This window comes from Bacillus cereus group sp. MYBKT14-1 (assembly GCF_051915185.1).
GTDB lineage: Bacteria > Bacillota > Bacilli > Bacillales > Bacillaceae_G > Bacillus_A > Bacillus_A cereus.
Map to the genome: position 1 here is coordinate 33,311 of NZ_JBQAEF010000021.1, position 16,514 is coordinate 49,824.

Consider the following 16,514-nt stretch of genomic DNA (forward strand, 5'->3'; position numbering starts at 1 on the left):
ATATAAACGAAGTCCCTCATTCTATCTTTCAAGCATAAAGCTTGCAGGAAGTGGCACAGTATTCAAAATGAACCTGTTGCCGAGGTTTCAAAGGGCCAGTCCCTCCACCTCTCTTGATACAATGAGTAAACGAATAAATTTTATTAATTTTTGTGTTTCTTTGATAATTCAAAATCTTACACCTTGAATAATGAAGTGTCAACTAAATGAAATATAGTTTAAATTTTCAGTTTTCTTAAATGAAAAAACCACTGCATATGGCAGTGGTTTTTCTACTAGAAGTTAAAGTTATCTGGATCTGGACCAACGCGACGATCTTCATTTAAAGCTTGAATTGCTTTCATATCATCAGCACTTAATTCAAAGTCGAAGATGTTTGCATTTTCAATAATGCGATGTTCTTTAATTGATTTGGGAATTGTTACAACTTCGTTTTGTAAATCCCAACGTAAAATAATTTGCGCAGTTGATTTATTATATTTTGTCGCAATTTCTTGTAACGTTGGATTATCTAGTAGTTGTCCTTGCATTAATGGTGACCAAGCTTCAAGCTGGATATTATGTTCTTTACAGAATGCATGTAACTCTTCTTGTGCTAAACGTGGGTGGTATTCCACTTGGTTGACCATTGGCTTAATTTCAGCAATTTCAAATACGTCTTGTAAGTGGTGAATGTGGAAATTACTCACACCGATAGCGCGAACACGGCCATCTTTATAAAGTGTTTCTAATGCTTTCCATGATTCAGTATATTTCCCTTTTACAGGCCAATGTACTAAATATAAATCTAAATATTCTAGACCTAATTTCTCTAATGTAGTTTCAAATGCTTGAAGCGTTGTTTCATATCCTTGATCGCTATTCCATACTTTTGAGGTAATAAATAATTCTTCACGTGAAACACCGGATTCACGAATCGCTTGCCCAACGCCTTCTTCATTTTGATAGATTGCTGCAGTATCGATGCTGCGGTAGCCATTTTTAATTGCTGCTTTTACAGAATCAATTACTTCTGAACCATCTTCTACTTTAAAAACACCTAAACCAAACCAAGGCATTTTTACACCGTTATGTAATGTTGTATAGTCTTTTAAACTTGTTAAAATCATATTATTTCCCCCTAGCTTTTTTGTTTGTTGCTTCTACTGCTTTTTGAATTGCCTCTGAAAAATTATATTCGTATAAAGTTTTGAGACCTTCAGCTGTGGAACCACCTGGCGTTGTTACTTGTTCGCGAAGGTTAGCTGGATTTTGCGTTTGTTCAAGCATAGAAGCAGAGCCAGAAATCATTTGAATGACAAGATGTTTTGCGGTTTCTTCATCAACTCCATAACTTTTTGTTGCTTCAATTAAGCTTTCAGCAAAGTAATAAAGGAAGGCTGGTGCACTTCCAGTAACTGCAGTAAGCTGATGAACTTCTTCCTCATTACAAAGTTGCGAAGTACCAATACCTTTTAAAAGTAGTTGCAGGGTTTCTTGATGTATCTCGTTTACTGATTGTCCCATTGTATATAAGGAGATAGACTTTCCAATTTCAGCAGCTGTATTAGGCATAATCCAAGCAACAGGCGTGCCTTTTGGGAGTCTAGCTTCTAAATAAGATGGTCCAATGCCAGCTGCTACTGTTACGACTAGTTGATTTGATATTAACGGAGATAGCTCAGCTAATAACTCTTCATGAGCCGAAGGTGGCATTGCTAAAACAACCGTATCAACAGATGTAACATGCTGTTTCCAATCTGTTGTAGTAGACACATTATATTGATGTTGTAACTGTTTTAGCTTTTCTATGTTGCTTCGGTTAGAGACGATAATTTCTTCGATGTACTCTTTGCTTGTTTTAAGTAATCCGGAAAATATAGCTTCTGCCATACGACCGGCACCAATAAATAAAATTCGATGTTTAGTTAGCATATCCTTTATTCCTTTCTAGTAGAGATATGTTATAAAAACGATATCATCTTTAAGAGAATTTTGTAAAAAGAAAAGACTTATCGTAGATGGAATGGATAATGAGAAGGAGGAAATTCATGCTAATATTAGCTATTATTAATCTCTTTATATGTGTAGCTGGTTTGCTAGAGTGGAAGAGCAATTATAAGAGGCAAGAACATACAAATAATTATATCTAGAAAATAATTAGAATTAAAAAACCCCTGAAGTACATATGCTTCAGGGGTTTACTAATAGAATATAAGATTATGCTTTTGTCATACCAAGTAATACAGCGCCGCCAATAATTAAAACACTACCGAGTGCAATAAAGATCAATTGACGTTTTGTTTTCTTTTCACCTAAGAATACAATCGCACCGAATGTTGAGATAACGATTCCAGTTTGAGATAATGGGAAGCTTGTTGCTACTCCAACACGTGGTAATGAAAGAAGTAAGAATAAGTTTCCAGTTCCCCATAGTAAACCAGACAAAGCATTACGGATTGCATATTTGTTAAATGGTTTATGTTTAGACGTCAGTACAACCGCACCAACAAACATACCAACTGCTTGTGGTAAAATAGCAGACCAACCATCGATATTATACCAACGAATAATAATTACATATACAAGATAGCCGAAAGTAGAAACAATTAAAGTAAGAAGTCCTTTTTTCAATTGTCCAGGTGGCTGAGCATTTTCTTTATCATCTAATGATGTGAATACAACACCAACTACGATTAATAGGATTGCAATCGTTCCCAGAATGATCGTTGTAGTAGTAGTCCACTCACGGAAAGCGATAACCCCAAAGATAGAAGTTGCAACAAGTTGCATACCAGTAGAAATCGTTACAGTAGTTGAAACACCTAGTTTTTCAACTGTTTTTAATTGGTTTACTTGTCCTAAAGCCCAGAATAAACCTGAAATAAAACCAACAATTAAGATTGTCATTGTTAAAGCTGGTTGAGTAAATACATACATAATTGTTGCGAAGAATAGAGCACCGATTGTCATACCTACCGTTTGGCTATATGCACCACCGCCCATTTTTACGCTTACTAATAAGATGTTTCCCCATGCAATTGCAGGAAGAAGCGCTAATAAAATGTCCATTACAAGACTCCCTTCGGTTTGCTATACCAATATAGTTACATATCGTTCTAACGATCGGTAATGCCCCACTAATAGAGTAGAAGATTACCGATCGCTAAAACAGGATGAAGAATTCACGATATAAATGCGTTTTCATTTCTTCATTTTTTGAAACACCTCCATATAATAACAGGAAATTGCCTATTTTAGAAAGTGAATTCAAATAAAATGTATATTTTAATAAGAGGTAAAATTCAGTTATTTCCCGGTGGTATATTTTATTTCCTAAGAAATAAAGAAGCAGCTTCGAAAAAAGCTGCTTTAAGAGTTAGTAATTCTTTTATTAATAAGTTGAATACATAGTAGAAATACGAGTGACATACCGATAGTAATAACTACAAGTGTCCATGCGAGTTGCATATTACTTGCATCAATAGCCATGTAAATTGCAGTTGGGATTGTCTGTGTTTTACCAGGAATGTTCCCGGCAAACATAAGTGTAGCACCAAACTCACCGAGCGCGCGGACAAAGCTCAAAATCATCCCGCTTAGTAAGGCAGGAAATGCGAGCGGAAGTGTAACGTGCAGAAAAACTTGATATTCACTTGCGCCAAGGTCACGAGCACTTTCTTCAATTTGTACATTTGCGATAGAAAATCCCGTTTTCGCTGATTGATACATAAGCGGAAATGCAACAACTGTAGAAGCAATGATCGCAGCAGTAGATGTGAACATAATAGACTGCTGAAATAATGATTCAACCCACTTTCCGATCAGGCTGTTGTTTCCAAAGATGATAATGAGAAAGAAGCCGATAACAGTTGGTGGAAGTACCATTGGTAATAAAAATATGGTTTCTAATAGTACTTTATATCGCCATGAGGAGCGAGCTAGTGCTCGCCCGACAATTGTCCCTAAAATTGTAACGAGAATAGTGGCGCATGCAGCTACTCTTAAAGATAGAAAGACAGGCGATAAAATAGCATCAATGCTCATAGTAATTACGACAGGACTGTAAATCCATATTTTTTAAAGATAGATTGTGCATCTTTTGACTGCAAATACTCATAAAATGAAGTCGCCTCTTTCTTATGTTTAGATTCCTTTATAACACCTAAAGGATAGTGGATTGGCTCATGAGAAGTAGCTGCTGCTGTCTCACCAATCTTTACTTTATCCGAAATGAGAGCATCTGTTTTGTATACAATACCAGCATCGACATTCCCTGTTTCTACATATGTTAACACTTGGCGAACATCTTTTGTAAATACGACTTTATTTTGAACATCATTCCAAAGGTTTTCGTGTGTTAGAGAAGCCTTTGCATATTTGCCAGCAGGTACAGATTCAGGTGTACCAAGTGCAATTTTTTTTATTTTTTCATCTTTTAAATCTTGAATTTTTGTAAGAGAACTATCTTTTGGGACGACTAGAACGAGTTCGTTTCCAAGGAGATTTTTCCCCTCTTTTTCATTAATGAATCCTTTTTTTACAAGGGTTTGGAATTTATCTTCTGCTGCTGAGAAGAATAAATCAGCAGGTGCACCTTGTTCAATTTGTTGTTGAAGTGCTCCAGAAGCACCGAAGTTAAAAGAAAGTTTGATATTTGGCTCTTTTTCTTTATATTGTTTTTCGATTTCTTTTAATGCATCTTGTAAGCTTGCAGCAGCTGAGATAGTCAGTTCAACTGTTTTATCCTCTTTAGCAGCTGACTTTGTATGCTTTTCCCCACTTGTACAAGCAGCGCTAAATATAAGAAGGAAAGAAAGTATAAGTACCCCGATGGAACGTAATATAAATTTATTCATAAAAAAATCCCCTTTCATTTTGACACATCTAATTATAACTAAATATAACTAAATATAACTAGTTATAATTGAATATAATTTGAACATATGTCTATTTTTAAAAAATAGGAGAAATATTCTTTTCTTTGTTACAATGAAAGGAGAAAGTGAGGAATCGTCTATGGATCATCATTCCTACACAACGGAAGAAGTAGCAAAGCGATTAAAAGTATCAAAATTAACTGTATACGACTTAATTAAAAAAGGAGAACTTCCTTCTTATAGAGTTGGTAGACAGATGCGCATTGATGCAGCAGATTTAGATCAATATATAAAGCAAATGAAAACAGGGAAAGTACAAGTTAATCCTGTAAAAAACGATGGTAGTAGTATCTTGAACACGTGTATTATTAGTGGTCAAGAACTAACGTTAGATATGTTAGCTAAACGTATAGAAAATCGTTTGCCAAGTTCTAATGTTTTAAGAGCGTATCAAGGTAGCTTAACGAGTTTAGTGAAAATGTATCAAGGAGAAGGAAGTATCGTTAGTTTGCATTTGTTTGATGGTGAAACGGGTACATATAATATTCCTTACGTAAAACGTATTTTAGTAGGACAGCCATGTCTTATGATTAATTTATTGTCCAGAAATGTAGGGTTTTATGTTCAAAAAGGAAATCCGAAGAAAATAAAGACATGGGCTGACATATCCGGGTCCACTATAAAGTTTGTGAATCGAGAAAAGGGTTCTGGTATTAGAGTGTTAGTGGATGAACAATTAAGAATCCGAAAATTAAATAAAGCTGATATTAGTGGATATGAATGGGAAGAATCGAATCATCTTGGTGTTGCCACGCAAGTTGCAAATGGAAAAGCTGATGTAGGAGTAGGTTCAGAAAAGTTTTCGCAAATTGTAAATGTGGACTTTATTCCAATCATGAAAGAACAGTATGATTTAGTAATTTTGAAGAATAAAGAAAATGAAGAGCTGATTGAAGTTGTGAAAGACATTCTGCAATCGGAAGAATTTCATAATGAATTAAATGCGATTGGCGGATATGATATTACGAAAACAGGTCAAATTGTATATGAAATAAAGTGAAACTTTAATCAGTGGGGGGTCTTCATCCCCCACTGATTATTAGTTGAACCAATCGGGCTGCCCATTAAAGCGGGACAAACTAAAAAGCTGCTTGTCTATAAGACGAGCAGCTTTTTCTATATATAAAGGGGTTTGGGGAAACAAAGTGTTAAATAAGACCTTGAGCAAGTGTATAAATGAAAGCCGTAAGAAGAGTAGCTCCACTTGCAAGTCCGATAAAGTCTGATTTGTTGAAAGTAATGTTGTTCATTATAATCTCTCCTTATTTGTTTAATGTAGTTGCAACAGCTTTTGCATCGACAAGTGCGGATAGCACCATGCCCATTGTATTTAAAAATTTATTTGATTTCATATTGTTCATCATGCGTATCCGCTCCTTTTCGAATAGTTGTTGCCCTGCTTATGTCTTAATTATAGGGAATATGGATACTTCCAACTATCGAATTAGCTTACGAAAGACTTACACTTTTGTAAGAAAAAAAGACATTCATGTAAGAATGTCTTTCACAGCATATTGATATGATGATGGTCTTCAATTGTTTTTAAAAAACTACGCATTGAATTCGTCATATAGCTATCTTTACGGCGTATGAAAACCGTTGAAATACTGCCGTATTTTTCAGGGATTGCATGACAATGTACCTTACCTGCTTTAGAAAGATGATGGACAGCAGACTGTGGTACGAGTGTAATTCCGAGACCGAGTGCAACACTGTTTAATATTGTCTCTAATATATTGAATTCCATAATTCTTTTTGGTAGCAAACCTTCGTCTTTAAGCCAACGTTCTAGTTTGGAGCGGTATCCACATCCTTGGTTAAAAACGAGTAGAGGCGTTGTTGTAAATTCTTCTATATGAAAGGCTTTATTTTGTGTTATAAGCATTAATTTCTCTGTACTAACATCGTATTGTTCGATTAGTGGATGTTTAATAGGACCTGATATAAAGGCGCCATCTAATTGATGATCAAGTACTTCTCTAATTAATTCTTCTGTTAGACCCGCTTGTAATGATAAATCGACATTCGGATAGCTTTTATAGTAAGAAGATAAAATGGTAGGCAGTGTACTTACTGTTTCGACTGTACCGATTTTTAATATACCAGAAGGTGTTTCGCTATCTAAAAATACTTGTTTTAGTTCGTCGACATCTTGCAAAATTTTACTAACATAAACGAGCATTTTTCTTCCTTCAGCTGTTAAAGTCATTCCTCGTTTATGGCGGTAAAAGAGTGGGGTTTTTAATTCGTTTTCTAGTTGTTTAATACGTGCAGTTACATTTGATTGTACATAATTTAATTCCTTTGCTGCGCTACTTACACTACCCTGATCGGCAACGCTTTTAAAGATTTGTAAGTCTCTTAATTCCATTTTGTAATCCCCCTTGATGTTAACTATCATTATAAATGATAGTTAACATCATTTTGAATCATTTTACGTGATATATTTTTTCTTTTACAATTCTCTTTGTGCAAATAGAAAGAAACGGGGGATTGCGGTGAGAAGAGGTCAAATGATAATAGGGGCTTTGGCGTGTTTAATTGCGAGTATGTCATGGGGAGCGATGTTTCCAGTTGCTGATCATGCGCTAGAATACATAGATCCATTTTATTTTTCGCTTATTCGCTATGGAGCAGTGGCGATAATGCTGATTGTATTGTTGTTAGTGAAAGAAGGAAAACAGGCATTTTGTTTAGAGGGAAGAGGAAAGTTACTCGTCTTTTTTGGAACGATGGCATTTACAGTATATAATGTCCTCATATTTTTAGGGCAAATGTTAATGGGTAAGTCGGGTGTAATGGTAGCTTCCATTATGGAAGCACTTATGCCGATGATTTCTATTTGTATTTTATGGGGATATAAGCATATAAAACCGAAGAAGTATATGATAACGAGTATGGTTATTGCTTTTGTAGGAGCTGTGTTTGTTATTACAAAAGGTGACATGAGTTTCTTTGTAACATTGAAAGATAATATGTTCCCATTAGCATTTATATTTATTGGTGTTGTAGGGTGGGTTATTTATACGATGGGTGGTCAAACTTGTAGTGATTGGTCAACATTACGTTATTCTACGTTGACGTGTGTATTCGGTACGACTGTTACAGCGATTATAACGGTAATTATTACGTCGCTTGGATATATTTCAGTTCCAAGTATGGGAACGATTTCTATTGTGAAATATGATTTGTTATTCATGATGACATTGCCAGGTATTGTAGCGCTACTTGCTTGGAACTATGGTGTGAAAATTTTATCATCCATTAATGGGATTTTATTTATTAATTTTGTACCAATTACGACTTTAGCTATTATGATGATGCAAGGGTATCAAATCACAATGTTTGATATTATAGGGACTGTACTTGTTATTGCAGCGCTTATTCGCAATAACGTTTGCCAGAGAAAAGAAGAAAATATAAATAAGAGAGTTTTACAAGAAGAACAATTACGTCAAGCTGTTTAATAGGCAAATGGAGGATTTCACATGTTAGAAAGTTTATTGTTTTTCTTCGCCGTCGGAGTTGCCTGTGAGCTTGCAGCAATTAATCGAAATGGTCGTAAAAAGATAAAACAACAAGCTGAGCTGATACAGCTTTTAAAAGAATTGAAAGAAAGAAAAAATTAAAAAGACGACCGGGCATAGACGGTCGTCTTTTTCTATATAAAGGGGAAAGGGGACACAAAGTTATACAAGCGTAGCAGCGTAAATGAAAGCAGTAAGAAGAAGAGAGCCGCTAGCTAATCCTAAAAAATCTAATTTGTTAAAAGTAATGTTATTCATAATACATTCTCCTTACTTGTTTAATGCAGAAGCAACAGCTTTTGCATCGAAAAGAGCCGATAATACCATGCCCATTGTATTTAAGAAATTGTTCGTTTTCATTTTGTTCATCATATTGATCCACTCCTTTTCGAATAATTGTTGCCCTGTTTCTGACTTAATTGTATGAAATATAGTAAGAAGTAGCTATCGAATTAGCTTACAAGAAAATTACACTTTTGTAAGAATTGAAATTTAACAATTCATCCTCAATTTTATTACCAACTCCTAAAACTTAGTGTTATAATTATTATAAGAATATGATTATACTTCGGATGTTTAGAAAGGAACGAAATAAATGTATAAACCAATTACATTTTTGTTGAAATATATATTTAAAACAGCTGGGAAAGTAGAAGTACAAGGAAGAGAAAAGCTACCAGAAGGTGGACCCTATGTTGTTGCATGTACACATACAAGTTTTATGGATGTATTAATGTTAGCTACAGGGATGTATCCAACTCAAATTCATTACATGGCCAAAAAAGAATTATTTGAAGGGAAATTCAAAAATTGGTTCTTTAAAAATGTAAATGCATTCCCTGTAGATCGTGCGAATCCAGGACCAAGTACACTTAAAATTCCATCACGTTTATTAAAAGAAGGAAAGGTAGTAGGGATTTTTCCGAGTGGAACAAGATCAGCGGAAGATGTTTCATTAAAAGCGGGTGCTGTGACAATTGCGATGCGTTCCAATGTTCCATTAGTACCAGCAGCTTATGTTGGTCCATCAAGTGTAAAAGAATTAATAAAGGGGAAAAAGGCACAATTGATTTTTGGAGATCCAATTCAAATTGAGGCTGGAGAACAAATAGATCGAAAAACCGCTATGAAAATGATGACGGATCAATTAAATGAGAAGTTTGAGGAGTTAAAAGAAGCTTTGCAATCAAATCAAAAATAAGAAAAGACGACCGGGCATAGACGGTCGTCTTTTCTATTACTATTTATAATAAAGGGGAAAGGGGACACAAAGTTATACAAGCGTAGCGGCGTAAATAAAAGCAGTAAGAAGAATCGAGCCACTAGCTAGTCCTAAAAAATCTAATTTGTTAAAAGTGATGTTATTCATAATACATTCTCCTTACTTGTTTAATGTAGAAGCAACAGCTTTTGCGTCGATAAGAGCGGAAAATACCATGCCCATTGTATGTAAGAAATTGTTCGTTTTTATTTTGTTCATCATATTAATCCGCTCCTTTTCGAATAGTTGTTACCTTGTTTCTGACTTAATTGTATGAAATGTTGCGGAAAGTCACTATCGAATTAGCTTACAGAAAAATTACACTTTTGTAAGAGAAACGAATGAAGGTGTAATGATAAGAAGATTTGACATATGTTCATGAGATTCATTAAGTTAAAGGTAGAGGTGAGTGTATGGCTAATATTAAAGATATTGCAAAGATGGCGGGAGTTTCAGTTACGACTGTTTCGAGAGTGTTGAATGATCACCCATATGTAAGTGAAGAAAAAAGAAAAGCGGTTATAGAGATAGTTGAGAAATTGAATTACTCGCAAAACGCAAATGCTGTTCATTTATCAAAAGGAAAAACGAATATTGTTGGTGTGATTTTACCGTATATTAATCATCCGTGTTTTGATGCGATGGTGAGCGGAATGATGGAGACTGCGTTAGCGCATAATTACAGGGTGCTACTTTGCCAAACGAATTATAATAAAAAAGAAGAAATGAAAAGTTTACATATGTTAAAAACAAAACAATTGGATGGTCTTATTATTTGTTCACGTGCAAATGATTGGGAAACGATAGAACCGTATGCTTCTTACGGCGCAATAATTGCTTGTGAAGACAATGATATTTCAAACATCTCAAGTGTATATACGAATCATTCAGCGGCCTTTCAATTAGGAATGGATTATTTGATTGAGAAAGGTTATAAAAAAATTGGTTATTGTACGGGAAGAAAATTAGGGCCGAGTAGTCAAAAGCGTTTTGATGTTTATAAACAGCAATTGCAATCTATAGACGAAGAGGTTAATGAAGAATGGATTTTTACAGAATGTTTTACACTAGAAGATGGTGTAAAAGTGGCTCATAAGTTAAAAGAGATGCAGGATCTTCCTGAAGCATTAATAGTAGCAGGTGATGAAGTTGCGATTGGGGTTATGACAGAGGTTGAAAAATTAGGGATTCAAGTTCCTGAGGATTTAGCGATTATTGGCTTTGATAATCAACCTATCTCGCAAGTGTTACAATTAACAACTATTGATCAAAATTTAAAGGAGATAGGGAAAACTGCTTTTGAAATGTTGCATAGAAAAGTGAATGAAGAGAGTTCTGAACAAGAAAAGCTGGAAATTCCATACGAACTTGTGGAACGCTCTACAGTTTAATCGTAATCCGTTATGTGTATAATCGCATAACGGATTATTTTTTTGAAATATCTTTGACAGGAAACGCGTTTCATACTTTATAAAGGAGTTAAACCGGTCTGTAATAATCCATGGATTCTTTTCAAGTGTTAATGCAGTGAATAGAATTTGGAGGAATATGCATGAATGAACTTTTATCGAGTATGAAAAAGTATGTAGATGATGATGAAAAGATTCTGGCTTTTGTGGTAGGGATATTTGAGAAGGATAATTTTATATTATCGTATCAACATGGGGTTTTTGTTGCCACTACTAGACGTCTCCTTTTTTACGGGAAATTTCCGTACTATTCTTCAACATTTAAAGAGTATTCATATTTGTATATAGATAGCATAGATTTTCATCCGTATTTTGAATTTACTTGTAGTCATGAAACCATTCGCGCTAAGTATATTCAGAAAGGGAATGTGGAGCGATTTGTCCGTGCAGTTAGAGCAAATATGAATAATTAATCAACCCTCTGTTTAAACATAATATTTCAATTTTTAAGAGGGAAAATGCGGAATAAAAACCACTTCTAAACCTCTAGGAGATAGTGATACAATGTCAAATGGGGGGAGGGTATGAACTATGGTTAATCAACGTATAAAGGAAATAACACTAATTACAATTGGTTCATTATTATTCGCAATTGGTATTAATTACTTTGCAATTCCAAACCGTTTATCGGAAGGTGGAATTATTGGTTTAACGGTTGTTACGTACTACTTATTTGATTGGTCACCAGGAATTGTGAACTTTGCTATAAATGCAATTTTACTAGCTGTTGGTTATAAATTTTTTGATAAGAAAACAATGATTTATACAATTTTAGGGATTGTAGAAACATCTTTGTTTTTATACGTTACAGAACATATTGAGTATCATGTAAATAGTGATACATTATTAGCAGCTTTATTTGCTGGTTTATTTGTGGGAATTGGATTAGGTTGTATGTTCAAAGCCGGAGGTACATCGGGAGGATCAGCAATCTTAGCTCAGTTAGCAAATCAATATTTAGGTTGGAGTGTAGGTAAAGGCGTACTAATTATTGATATTGTTGTAATTGCTGGTTCTGTATTTATAATAGGGCAAGAAAAGGCGATGTATACACTTGTGGCTGTGTTCATTGGAGCGAAGGTGATTGATTTCATTGTAGAAGGAATGGACACAAAAACGGCTGTTACAATTATTTCGAATCAACCAGATTTAATTCGTGAAGCTATTACGAAAAATATGACACGCGGTGTTACTGTATTAGAAGGGCGCGGCGGATATACTGGTAAAAATAAAGAAGTTTTATATGTTGTTATTAATAAACAAGAGCTTGTTAAGTTAAAACAAGTTATTAGCCGGGTAGATGAAGATGCTTTCGTTGTTATACATGATGTACGTGATGTACTTGGCGGTGGCTTTAAAGCAAGCTAAAAGGTGAACGAGCAAATTCGTTCACCTTTTTTAATTCTTACAAAAATGTAAGTGTAATGTAATGAGATTCAATAGTAGATTTTATTCCACCTTTTTAAAATGGATGTATATATATCCTGCAGAGGAGGAATGTTTATTATGAAGAAAAAAATGATCACTACTATAATAGCGATGATAGTGATAGTAGTAATGTTACTGCCTACGAAACTTGGACCAGTTATCGATAAATATAATCCATTTTATAAGACGAAAGAATACTATACGGTTGTGAATACAATTGGTCAGCATATTGGTGATGAGTGGTATGAATATGAATTTATTGCATTCGATGAACGTGGTAGAGAGCAGAAAATAAAGAAAACGGTTAAGCATATGTTAAAGAGAGATGAAGCATTAAAGGTTTTTGCAAAAGGACGTTACGGTGAATCGATTGAAGAGATTGAGGTTGCAAATATTCCTATAAATGCGAAGAGCAAACTTTTAACGATGAGATAGTGAAATATACCCCCGGCTATTTTTTGTCGAAAATAAAAATACTGGGTAAGGGTATTTTTGAGATTAACAAAAAAGCCTTAGTCCATATAGACTAAGGCTTTTTTATTATATAAAGGGGAAGGGGGTACATTGTAGTAGCATGGGTGAAAGGTATAAGAAGAGTAGCTACTAGCAATGTAATTTGGTTATGTGAGTGTTCTTCTTATTTGGCTTACTTTCTAACTTTATTGTACGAAATATAAGTAAGGGGAACTATCGAATTACATTACACATAACTTACAAACATGTAAGCCTTCTGTAATGTAATTCGATAGTTAAAAGATAGTAATTTTCATATAGTGTAACTAGAAAGTCTCAATGTATTACTTTCTGTTTGTAATGAAGAATGAAAAACCAACTAACTTTTAATAATCCTCATCTGAATAAAGATGGGGATCCTTTTTTAAACCTTACAACATTGTAAGGTTTACGTAAGTTAATTCGATAGTAAATTTGTCATATTTTTTGCATAATAGATACAGATAGAAAAATAATTAGGGATCTAGTAAGAAGGGAGAAGAATGGGATGCGTAAAGAAGAAGTAGTGAAGTTACCAATTAAAGATTTCTGTAGCTACTTTACTGTTGCCGTAGTGTGTATTGGATTATTTGATATCATAACAAACTTAATTGTTAAATAATATAGATGCTAAAACAAGAAAGGAAGTCCTTTCTTGTTTTTTTATGGGGGCATAAAGATGAAATGGATTGATAGTCATATACATGTTGATCAATATAAGGATGAAGAGAAGAGCAGATTACTAAAAGAGGTGGAAAATAGTAAGGAAATAAAGGGGCTTATTGCGGTATCTATGAATTATCAATCTTGTAAGGAAACGTTATCTTTAGCGAAGAAGTATCCCTTTATATATCCAGCGATAGGGTTTCATCCAGAGCAACAGATTCATAAAGAAGAGTGTGAACAGATTTATCAACTTATTGAACAGAACGCAGAGAAAATTGTTGCGATTGGTGAAGTAGGTTTGCCCTATTATTTGAGGAAAGAAGATGAAAGAATTGCTGTAGATCCATACATAGCTGTATTGAAAAAATTTATAGAACTAGCTAGTAAGTATAATTTGCCGATTGTATTACACGCAGTTTATGAAGATGCTGACATTGTATGTGATTTGCTAGAGAAATATAAAGTTTCACGTGCACACTTCCATTGGTTTAAAGGAAGCGATGAAACAATGAAACGGATGATGAGAAATGGTTATTATATTTCGATTACACCGGATGTTTTACATAAGGAGAAGATTAGAAAAATCGTTTCGTATTATCCGCTTGAATATATGATGGTAGAAACAGATGGTCCGTGGGAATTTCAAGAAGATGTTATAACGCACCCAAGAATGATTCGAGAGGTATTAAAGGAAATTAGTTCTATAAAAAACATATCCATTGATAAGGTCGCAGAAACAATATATGAAAATACAAGTCGATTTTATTTGAAAGGATAGGAGAATTATAGTTTTAATCATGTAACGGAAGAAGTAAAAGTTGAATTTATTTAATAAAATGCCACGGTTTGATATAGGACAAAAAACCACCAAGCGGTCCGCTCGGTGGTTTTGTATTAGGATTCTAATTTTTTCGCACGTTTTAATAATAAAAGAAAGACAATGATAACGAACCCTAGTATAAGGAAGATGCCATATTGCTTTATATAATCAATTATGTCATTCGCACTGGTTGGTTTTTCAACGTGAATGCCTTCTTTATTCGTCGTAATATGAATATCTTTCATTTTTACTTCATTCTTTTCCTTTTGTAAATCAATCCATTCTATATTTGGAATACTTTCTAGGTCCTTTAACACTTCTTTTAATGGTTTCACACCTAAGTAAGGATGATAGAATGCTCCAATAACTCCATCGGATAATTTAGAAACAGATAGAGCACGTTCTTTCATTTTAGCAATAGTTTGTGGTTTATTTTCTTCAATAAATCCGACTGTTTCAGGCAATAGTTTCATTCCATGTAAAAATGACGGAGTACTTGTATAATATGGTGAGTGCATGGATTTCCAAGTTGTATCATTTAACTGTAGTTGTCCTACATAAGTTGAAAAGTATCTTGATAATATTTCATATCCTTTTTGAGACATCGTGTAATGAGGTGCTTCAAAGGCAACAGGATATAGTTTAGCAGCTACAAGTTCTTGAATTCCTTTTTCGATATGATCTTTCGTATATTTTTCCTCAAACTCTTCCCCTTTTTTTACATATTGGTTATATGCCTCTATATTTGGAAAGTCATCTTTTGTCTTCGGTTTTTCATGTTTCGGTTGGCGAATTGGTTGATCTGTCTTTACGTCCCAAAATTCAAACCCTTCACCGGTTTCACTGTCATAAAATTGGTGAGTATAACCATGCATAATAATTGCTGCCCCATCATTTTGCATAGAGCGTAAAAGATCGACTAGTTCGGGTTTATCTTTTAGATGTATTGTCTTTCCCGTATTTGGATCTTTATATACAGGGATGACCGTAATCATATAAGGAATTTTTTTCCCTTTTAGTAATTCAGCAATTTCTTTTAATTGATTTATATCTGCGGCCGGATGAACGTCCTCAAGACGTAAATAAGCTTCTACTTTATTTGTCGTTGGCTCTTTTCCGAAGTAAGAAAATAACATTTCACCGATGTAATGAGACATCCAGTCAAAGAGATTTGGCGTTGCAACGTAATAAGATGTTTCATGCTGAACGATTAGTGGGTTAGTGTTATTTGAGCTTAAGGCGCTAGCAAGCACAGTTCCATTCGTATCAAATGATTGAATTAATCGTTCCGCTTCTAAAGTATTTTTTAGCTTCTTGTCTGGATATTCAATTTTATTAACTCGTATATCATCACTATTCAATGTAATGAAAGAAAAACGCTTAGATAATTGTTCAACATTTTGTCCTAATACTAATACAGGGCCGGAGAAGTTTTCTAGAAATTGTTTCGTTTCATCGGAAAACACTTCTTTTGTTTCACCGATATAAACAATATGTGTATAGGAGGATACGTTATTAATTGAAGTTGCTTCTTTTAAGTTTTTTACGGTTATATCATTTGTAAAATGTCCTAATTGAGTATTAAGGATTTGAACATTATTTGAAAATTTATCGTCTTGTGTACTATACAAAACAAGTACTTTTGGTTTTGATGATGTTTGTGCAGAGGTGTAGGTAGGGATGAGTAGTAAAATGCTGAACAAGAGTGTTAGGCATTTTTTCATTTTGTATGCTCCTATTCTATATATAGAGTTCAGTTTACAATTATATACAATAAATGCGTTATAGTCTATGAAAGTTACATTTTTGCACGTATTTACCAGCTGTTTTTTCACAAAATCGGTCTAAAGCATGATGATAATATGTATAGTTATTTGCTATGATAAAAGAGTAATAGAATGTAGGTAATTGTAAAGGGAAGGCTGAAAGGGG

At 34.1% G+C, this 16,514-nt stretch carries 19 protein-coding genes and 1 riboswitch; of the genes, 9 read left to right on the forward strand and 10 right to left on the reverse strand.

The window, feature by feature from the left end; translation table 11 throughout:
• Nucleotides 1–18: 18 nt before the first annotated feature.
• Nucleotides 19–123, reverse strand: a riboswitch (SAM riboswitch).
• Between the two features lie 152 nt (nucleotides 124–275).
• The 5 genes from ACTFO4_RS27345 to modA all read right to left on the reverse strand — a co-directional run bounded on the left by ACTFO4_RS27345 (nucleotide 276) and on the right by modA (nucleotide 4,838).
• Nucleotides 276–1,109 (reverse strand): aldo/keto reductase, encoded by an 834-nt coding sequence (locus tag ACTFO4_RS27345; RefSeq protein ID WP_000604203.1) that lies wholly within the window; start codon nucleotides 1,107–1,109, stop codon nucleotides 276–278.
• 1 nt (nucleotide 1,110) lies between these two features.
• Nucleotides 1,111–1,914 carry a pyrroline-5-carboxylate reductase gene (proC, locus tag ACTFO4_RS27350; RefSeq protein WP_017674453.1) on the reverse strand — a complete coding sequence of 268 codons (804 nt, stop codon included), beginning with the start codon at nucleotides 1,912–1,914 and terminating at the stop codon, nucleotides 1,111–1,113.
• A 285-nt stretch (nucleotides 1,915–2,199) separates the two neighbouring features.
• Entirely contained in the window at nucleotides 2,200–3,051 is an 852-nt protein-coding gene (locus tag ACTFO4_RS27355; RefSeq protein ID WP_000353544.1) for a GRP family sugar transporter, read from the reverse strand.
• Between the two features lie 300 nt (nucleotides 3,052–3,351).
• Nucleotides 3,352–4,026 (reverse strand): molybdate ABC transporter permease subunit, encoded by a 675-nt coding sequence (gene modB, locus ACTFO4_RS27360; protein ID WP_119682844.1) that lies wholly within the window; start codon nucleotides 4,024–4,026, stop codon nucleotides 3,352–3,354.
• A 5-nt stretch (nucleotides 4,027–4,031) separates the two neighbouring features.
• Nucleotides 4,032–4,838 carry a molybdate ABC transporter substrate-binding protein gene (modA, locus tag ACTFO4_RS27365; RefSeq protein WP_119682845.1) on the reverse strand — a complete coding sequence of 269 codons (807 nt, stop codon included), beginning with the start codon at nucleotides 4,836–4,838 and terminating at the stop codon, nucleotides 4,032–4,034.
• A gap of 160 nt (nucleotides 4,839–4,998) precedes the next feature.
• Here modA and ACTFO4_RS27370 point away from each other — a divergent pair, with 160 nt between their 5' ends.
• Complete coding sequence (locus ACTFO4_RS27370; protein ID WP_002180310.1) at nucleotides 4,999–5,919, forward strand: substrate-binding domain-containing protein; 921 nt, start codon at nucleotides 4,999–5,001, stop codon at nucleotides 5,917–5,919.
• 148 nt (nucleotides 5,920–6,067) lie between these two features.
• Here ACTFO4_RS27370 and ACTFO4_RS27375 read toward each other — a convergent pair whose 3' ends face one another.
• The gene (locus ACTFO4_RS27375) at nucleotides 6,068–6,169 is read right to left on the reverse strand and encodes a DUF3948 family protein (protein WP_001060017.1); all 102 of its coding nucleotides are present in this window, start codon (nucleotides 6,167–6,169) and stop codon (nucleotides 6,068–6,070) included.
• A gap of 254 nt (nucleotides 6,170–6,423) precedes the next feature.
• Nucleotides 6,424–7,290, reverse strand: a complete 867-nt coding sequence (locus ACTFO4_RS27380) for a LysR family transcriptional regulator (protein ID WP_000423031.1) — start codon at nucleotides 7,288–7,290, stop codon at nucleotides 6,424–6,426.
• A 127-nt stretch (nucleotides 7,291–7,417) separates the two neighbouring features.
• Here ACTFO4_RS27380 and ACTFO4_RS27385 point away from each other — a divergent pair, with 127 nt between their 5' ends.
• Entirely contained in the window at nucleotides 7,418–8,386 is a 969-nt protein-coding gene (locus tag ACTFO4_RS27385) for a DMT family transporter (RefSeq protein ID WP_002180311.1), read from the forward strand.
• A 21-nt stretch (nucleotides 8,387–8,407) separates the two neighbouring features.
• On the forward strand, nucleotides 8,408–8,548 hold the full coding sequence (locus ACTFO4_RS27390) for a YrzO family protein (protein WP_000894065.1): 141 nt from the start codon (nucleotides 8,408–8,410) through the stop codon (nucleotides 8,546–8,548).
• A 60-nt stretch (nucleotides 8,549–8,608) separates the two neighbouring features.
• On the opposite strand, the gene ACTFO4_RS27395 is transcribed toward ACTFO4_RS27390, so the two are convergent.
• On the reverse strand, nucleotides 8,609–8,704 hold the full coding sequence (locus ACTFO4_RS27395; protein ID WP_001060007.1) for a DUF3948 family protein: 96 nt from the start codon (nucleotides 8,702–8,704) through the stop codon (nucleotides 8,609–8,611).
• A 337-nt stretch (nucleotides 8,705–9,041) separates the two neighbouring features.
• Between ACTFO4_RS27395 and ACTFO4_RS27400 the strand changes: the two genes are divergently transcribed.
• On the forward strand, nucleotides 9,042–9,647 hold the full coding sequence (locus ACTFO4_RS27400) for a lysophospholipid acyltransferase family protein (protein WP_000277778.1): 606 nt from the start codon (nucleotides 9,042–9,044) through the stop codon (nucleotides 9,645–9,647).
• 72 nt (nucleotides 9,648–9,719) lie between these two features.
• On the opposite strand, the gene ACTFO4_RS27405 is transcribed toward ACTFO4_RS27400, so the two are convergent.
• Nucleotides 9,720–9,815, reverse strand: a complete 96-nt coding sequence (locus ACTFO4_RS27405) for a DUF3948 family protein (RefSeq protein WP_001059999.1) — start codon at nucleotides 9,813–9,815, stop codon at nucleotides 9,720–9,722.
• 305 nt (nucleotides 9,816–10,120) lie between these two features.
• Between ACTFO4_RS27405 and ACTFO4_RS27410 the strand changes: the two genes are divergently transcribed.
• The 5 genes from ACTFO4_RS27410 (at nucleotide 10,121) to ACTFO4_RS27430 (ending at nucleotide 14,540) form a co-directional block, all read left to right on the forward strand.
• Entirely contained in the window at nucleotides 10,121–11,098 is a 978-nt protein-coding gene (locus tag ACTFO4_RS27410; protein ID WP_074790799.1) for a LacI family DNA-binding transcriptional regulator, read from the forward strand.
• A 161-nt stretch (nucleotides 11,099–11,259) separates the two neighbouring features.
• Nucleotides 11,260–11,589: a PH domain-containing protein gene (locus ACTFO4_RS27415; protein ID WP_001004246.1), complete on the forward strand. Its 330-nt coding sequence runs from the start codon at nucleotides 11,260–11,262 to the stop codon at nucleotides 11,587–11,589.
• Nucleotides 11,590–11,707: 118 nt separating this feature from the next.
• On the forward strand, nucleotides 11,708–12,544 hold the full coding sequence (locus ACTFO4_RS27420; protein ID WP_000248045.1) for a YitT family protein: 837 nt from the start codon (nucleotides 11,708–11,710) through the stop codon (nucleotides 12,542–12,544).
• A 138-nt stretch (nucleotides 12,545–12,682) separates the two neighbouring features.
• Nucleotides 12,683–13,039: a YxeA family protein gene (locus ACTFO4_RS27425; RefSeq protein ID WP_000728422.1), complete on the forward strand. Its 357-nt coding sequence runs from the start codon at nucleotides 12,683–12,685 to the stop codon at nucleotides 13,037–13,039.
• A gap of 736 nt (nucleotides 13,040–13,775) precedes the next feature.
• On the forward strand, nucleotides 13,776–14,540 hold the full coding sequence (locus ACTFO4_RS27430) for a TatD family hydrolase (RefSeq protein ID WP_119682846.1): 765 nt from the start codon (nucleotides 13,776–13,778) through the stop codon (nucleotides 14,538–14,540).
• 116 nt (nucleotides 14,541–14,656) lie between these two features.
• On the opposite strand, the gene ACTFO4_RS27435 is transcribed toward ACTFO4_RS27430, so the two are convergent.
• Nucleotides 14,657–16,306, reverse strand: coding sequence for a polysaccharide deacetylase family protein (locus ACTFO4_RS27435; RefSeq protein ID WP_326262942.1), 1,650 nt, complete (start codon nucleotides 16,304–16,306; stop codon nucleotides 14,657–14,659).
• Nucleotides 16,307–16,514 lie beyond the last annotated feature (208 nt).

Excerpts from the sequence above, each read along its gene's own strand:
- ACTFO4_RS27355 (WP_000353544.1), bottom strand. The coding sequence starts at position 3,051 with ATGGACATTTTATTAGCGCTTCTTCCTGCAATTGCATGGGGAAACATC.
- ACTFO4_RS27425 (WP_000728422.1), top strand. The coding sequence starts at position 12,683 with ATGAAGAAAAAAATGATCACTACTATAATAGCGATGATAGTGATAGTA.
- ACTFO4_RS27375 (WP_001060017.1), bottom strand. The coding sequence starts at position 6,169 with ATGAACAACATTACTTTCAACAAATCAGACTTTATCGGACTTGCAAGT.
- proC (WP_017674453.1), bottom strand. The coding sequence starts at position 1,914 with ATGCTAACTAAACATCGAATTTTATTTATTGGTGCCGGTCGTATGGCA.
- modA (WP_119682845.1), bottom strand. The coding sequence starts at position 4,838 with ATGAATAAATTTATATTACGTTCCATCGGGGTACTTATACTTTCTTTC.
- ACTFO4_RS27410 (WP_074790799.1), top strand. The coding sequence starts at position 10,121 with ATGGCTAATATTAAAGATATTGCAAAGATGGCGGGAGTTTCAGTTACG.
- ACTFO4_RS27415 (WP_001004246.1), top strand. The coding sequence starts at position 11,260 with ATGAATGAACTTTTATCGAGTATGAAAAAGTATGTAGATGATGATGAA.
- ACTFO4_RS27390 (WP_000894065.1), top strand. The coding sequence starts at position 8,408 with ATGTTAGAAAGTTTATTGTTTTTCTTCGCCGTCGGAGTTGCCTGTGAG.
- ACTFO4_RS27395 (WP_001060007.1), bottom strand. The coding sequence starts at position 8,704 with ATGAATAACATTACTTTTAACAAATTAGATTTTTTAGGATTAGCTAGC.
- ACTFO4_RS27405 (WP_001059999.1), bottom strand. The coding sequence starts at position 9,815 with ATGAATAACATCACTTTTAACAAATTAGATTTTTTAGGACTAGCTAGT.
- modB (WP_119682844.1), bottom strand. The coding sequence starts at position 4,026 with ATGAGCATTGATGCTATTTTATCGCCTGTCTTTCTATCTTTAAGAGTA.
- ACTFO4_RS27370 (WP_002180310.1), top strand. The coding sequence starts at position 4,999 with ATGGATCATCATTCCTACACAACGGAAGAAGTAGCAAAGCGATTAAAA.
- ACTFO4_RS27420 (WP_000248045.1), top strand. The coding sequence starts at position 11,708 with ATGGTTAATCAACGTATAAAGGAAATAACACTAATTACAATTGGTTCA.
- ACTFO4_RS27400 (WP_000277778.1), top strand. The coding sequence starts at position 9,042 with ATGTATAAACCAATTACATTTTTGTTGAAATATATATTTAAAACAGCT.
- ACTFO4_RS27380 (WP_000423031.1), bottom strand. The coding sequence starts at position 7,290 with ATGGAATTAAGAGACTTACAAATCTTTAAAAGCGTTGCCGATCAGGGT.
- ACTFO4_RS27435 (WP_326262942.1), bottom strand. The coding sequence starts at position 16,306 with ATGAAAAAATGCCTAACACTCTTGTTCAGCATTTTACTACTCATCCCT.
- ACTFO4_RS27345 (WP_000604203.1), bottom strand. The coding sequence starts at position 1,109 with ATGATTTTAACAAGTTTAAAAGACTATACAACATTACATAACGGTGTA.
- ACTFO4_RS27430 (WP_119682846.1), top strand. The coding sequence starts at position 13,776 with ATGAAATGGATTGATAGTCATATACATGTTGATCAATATAAGGATGAA.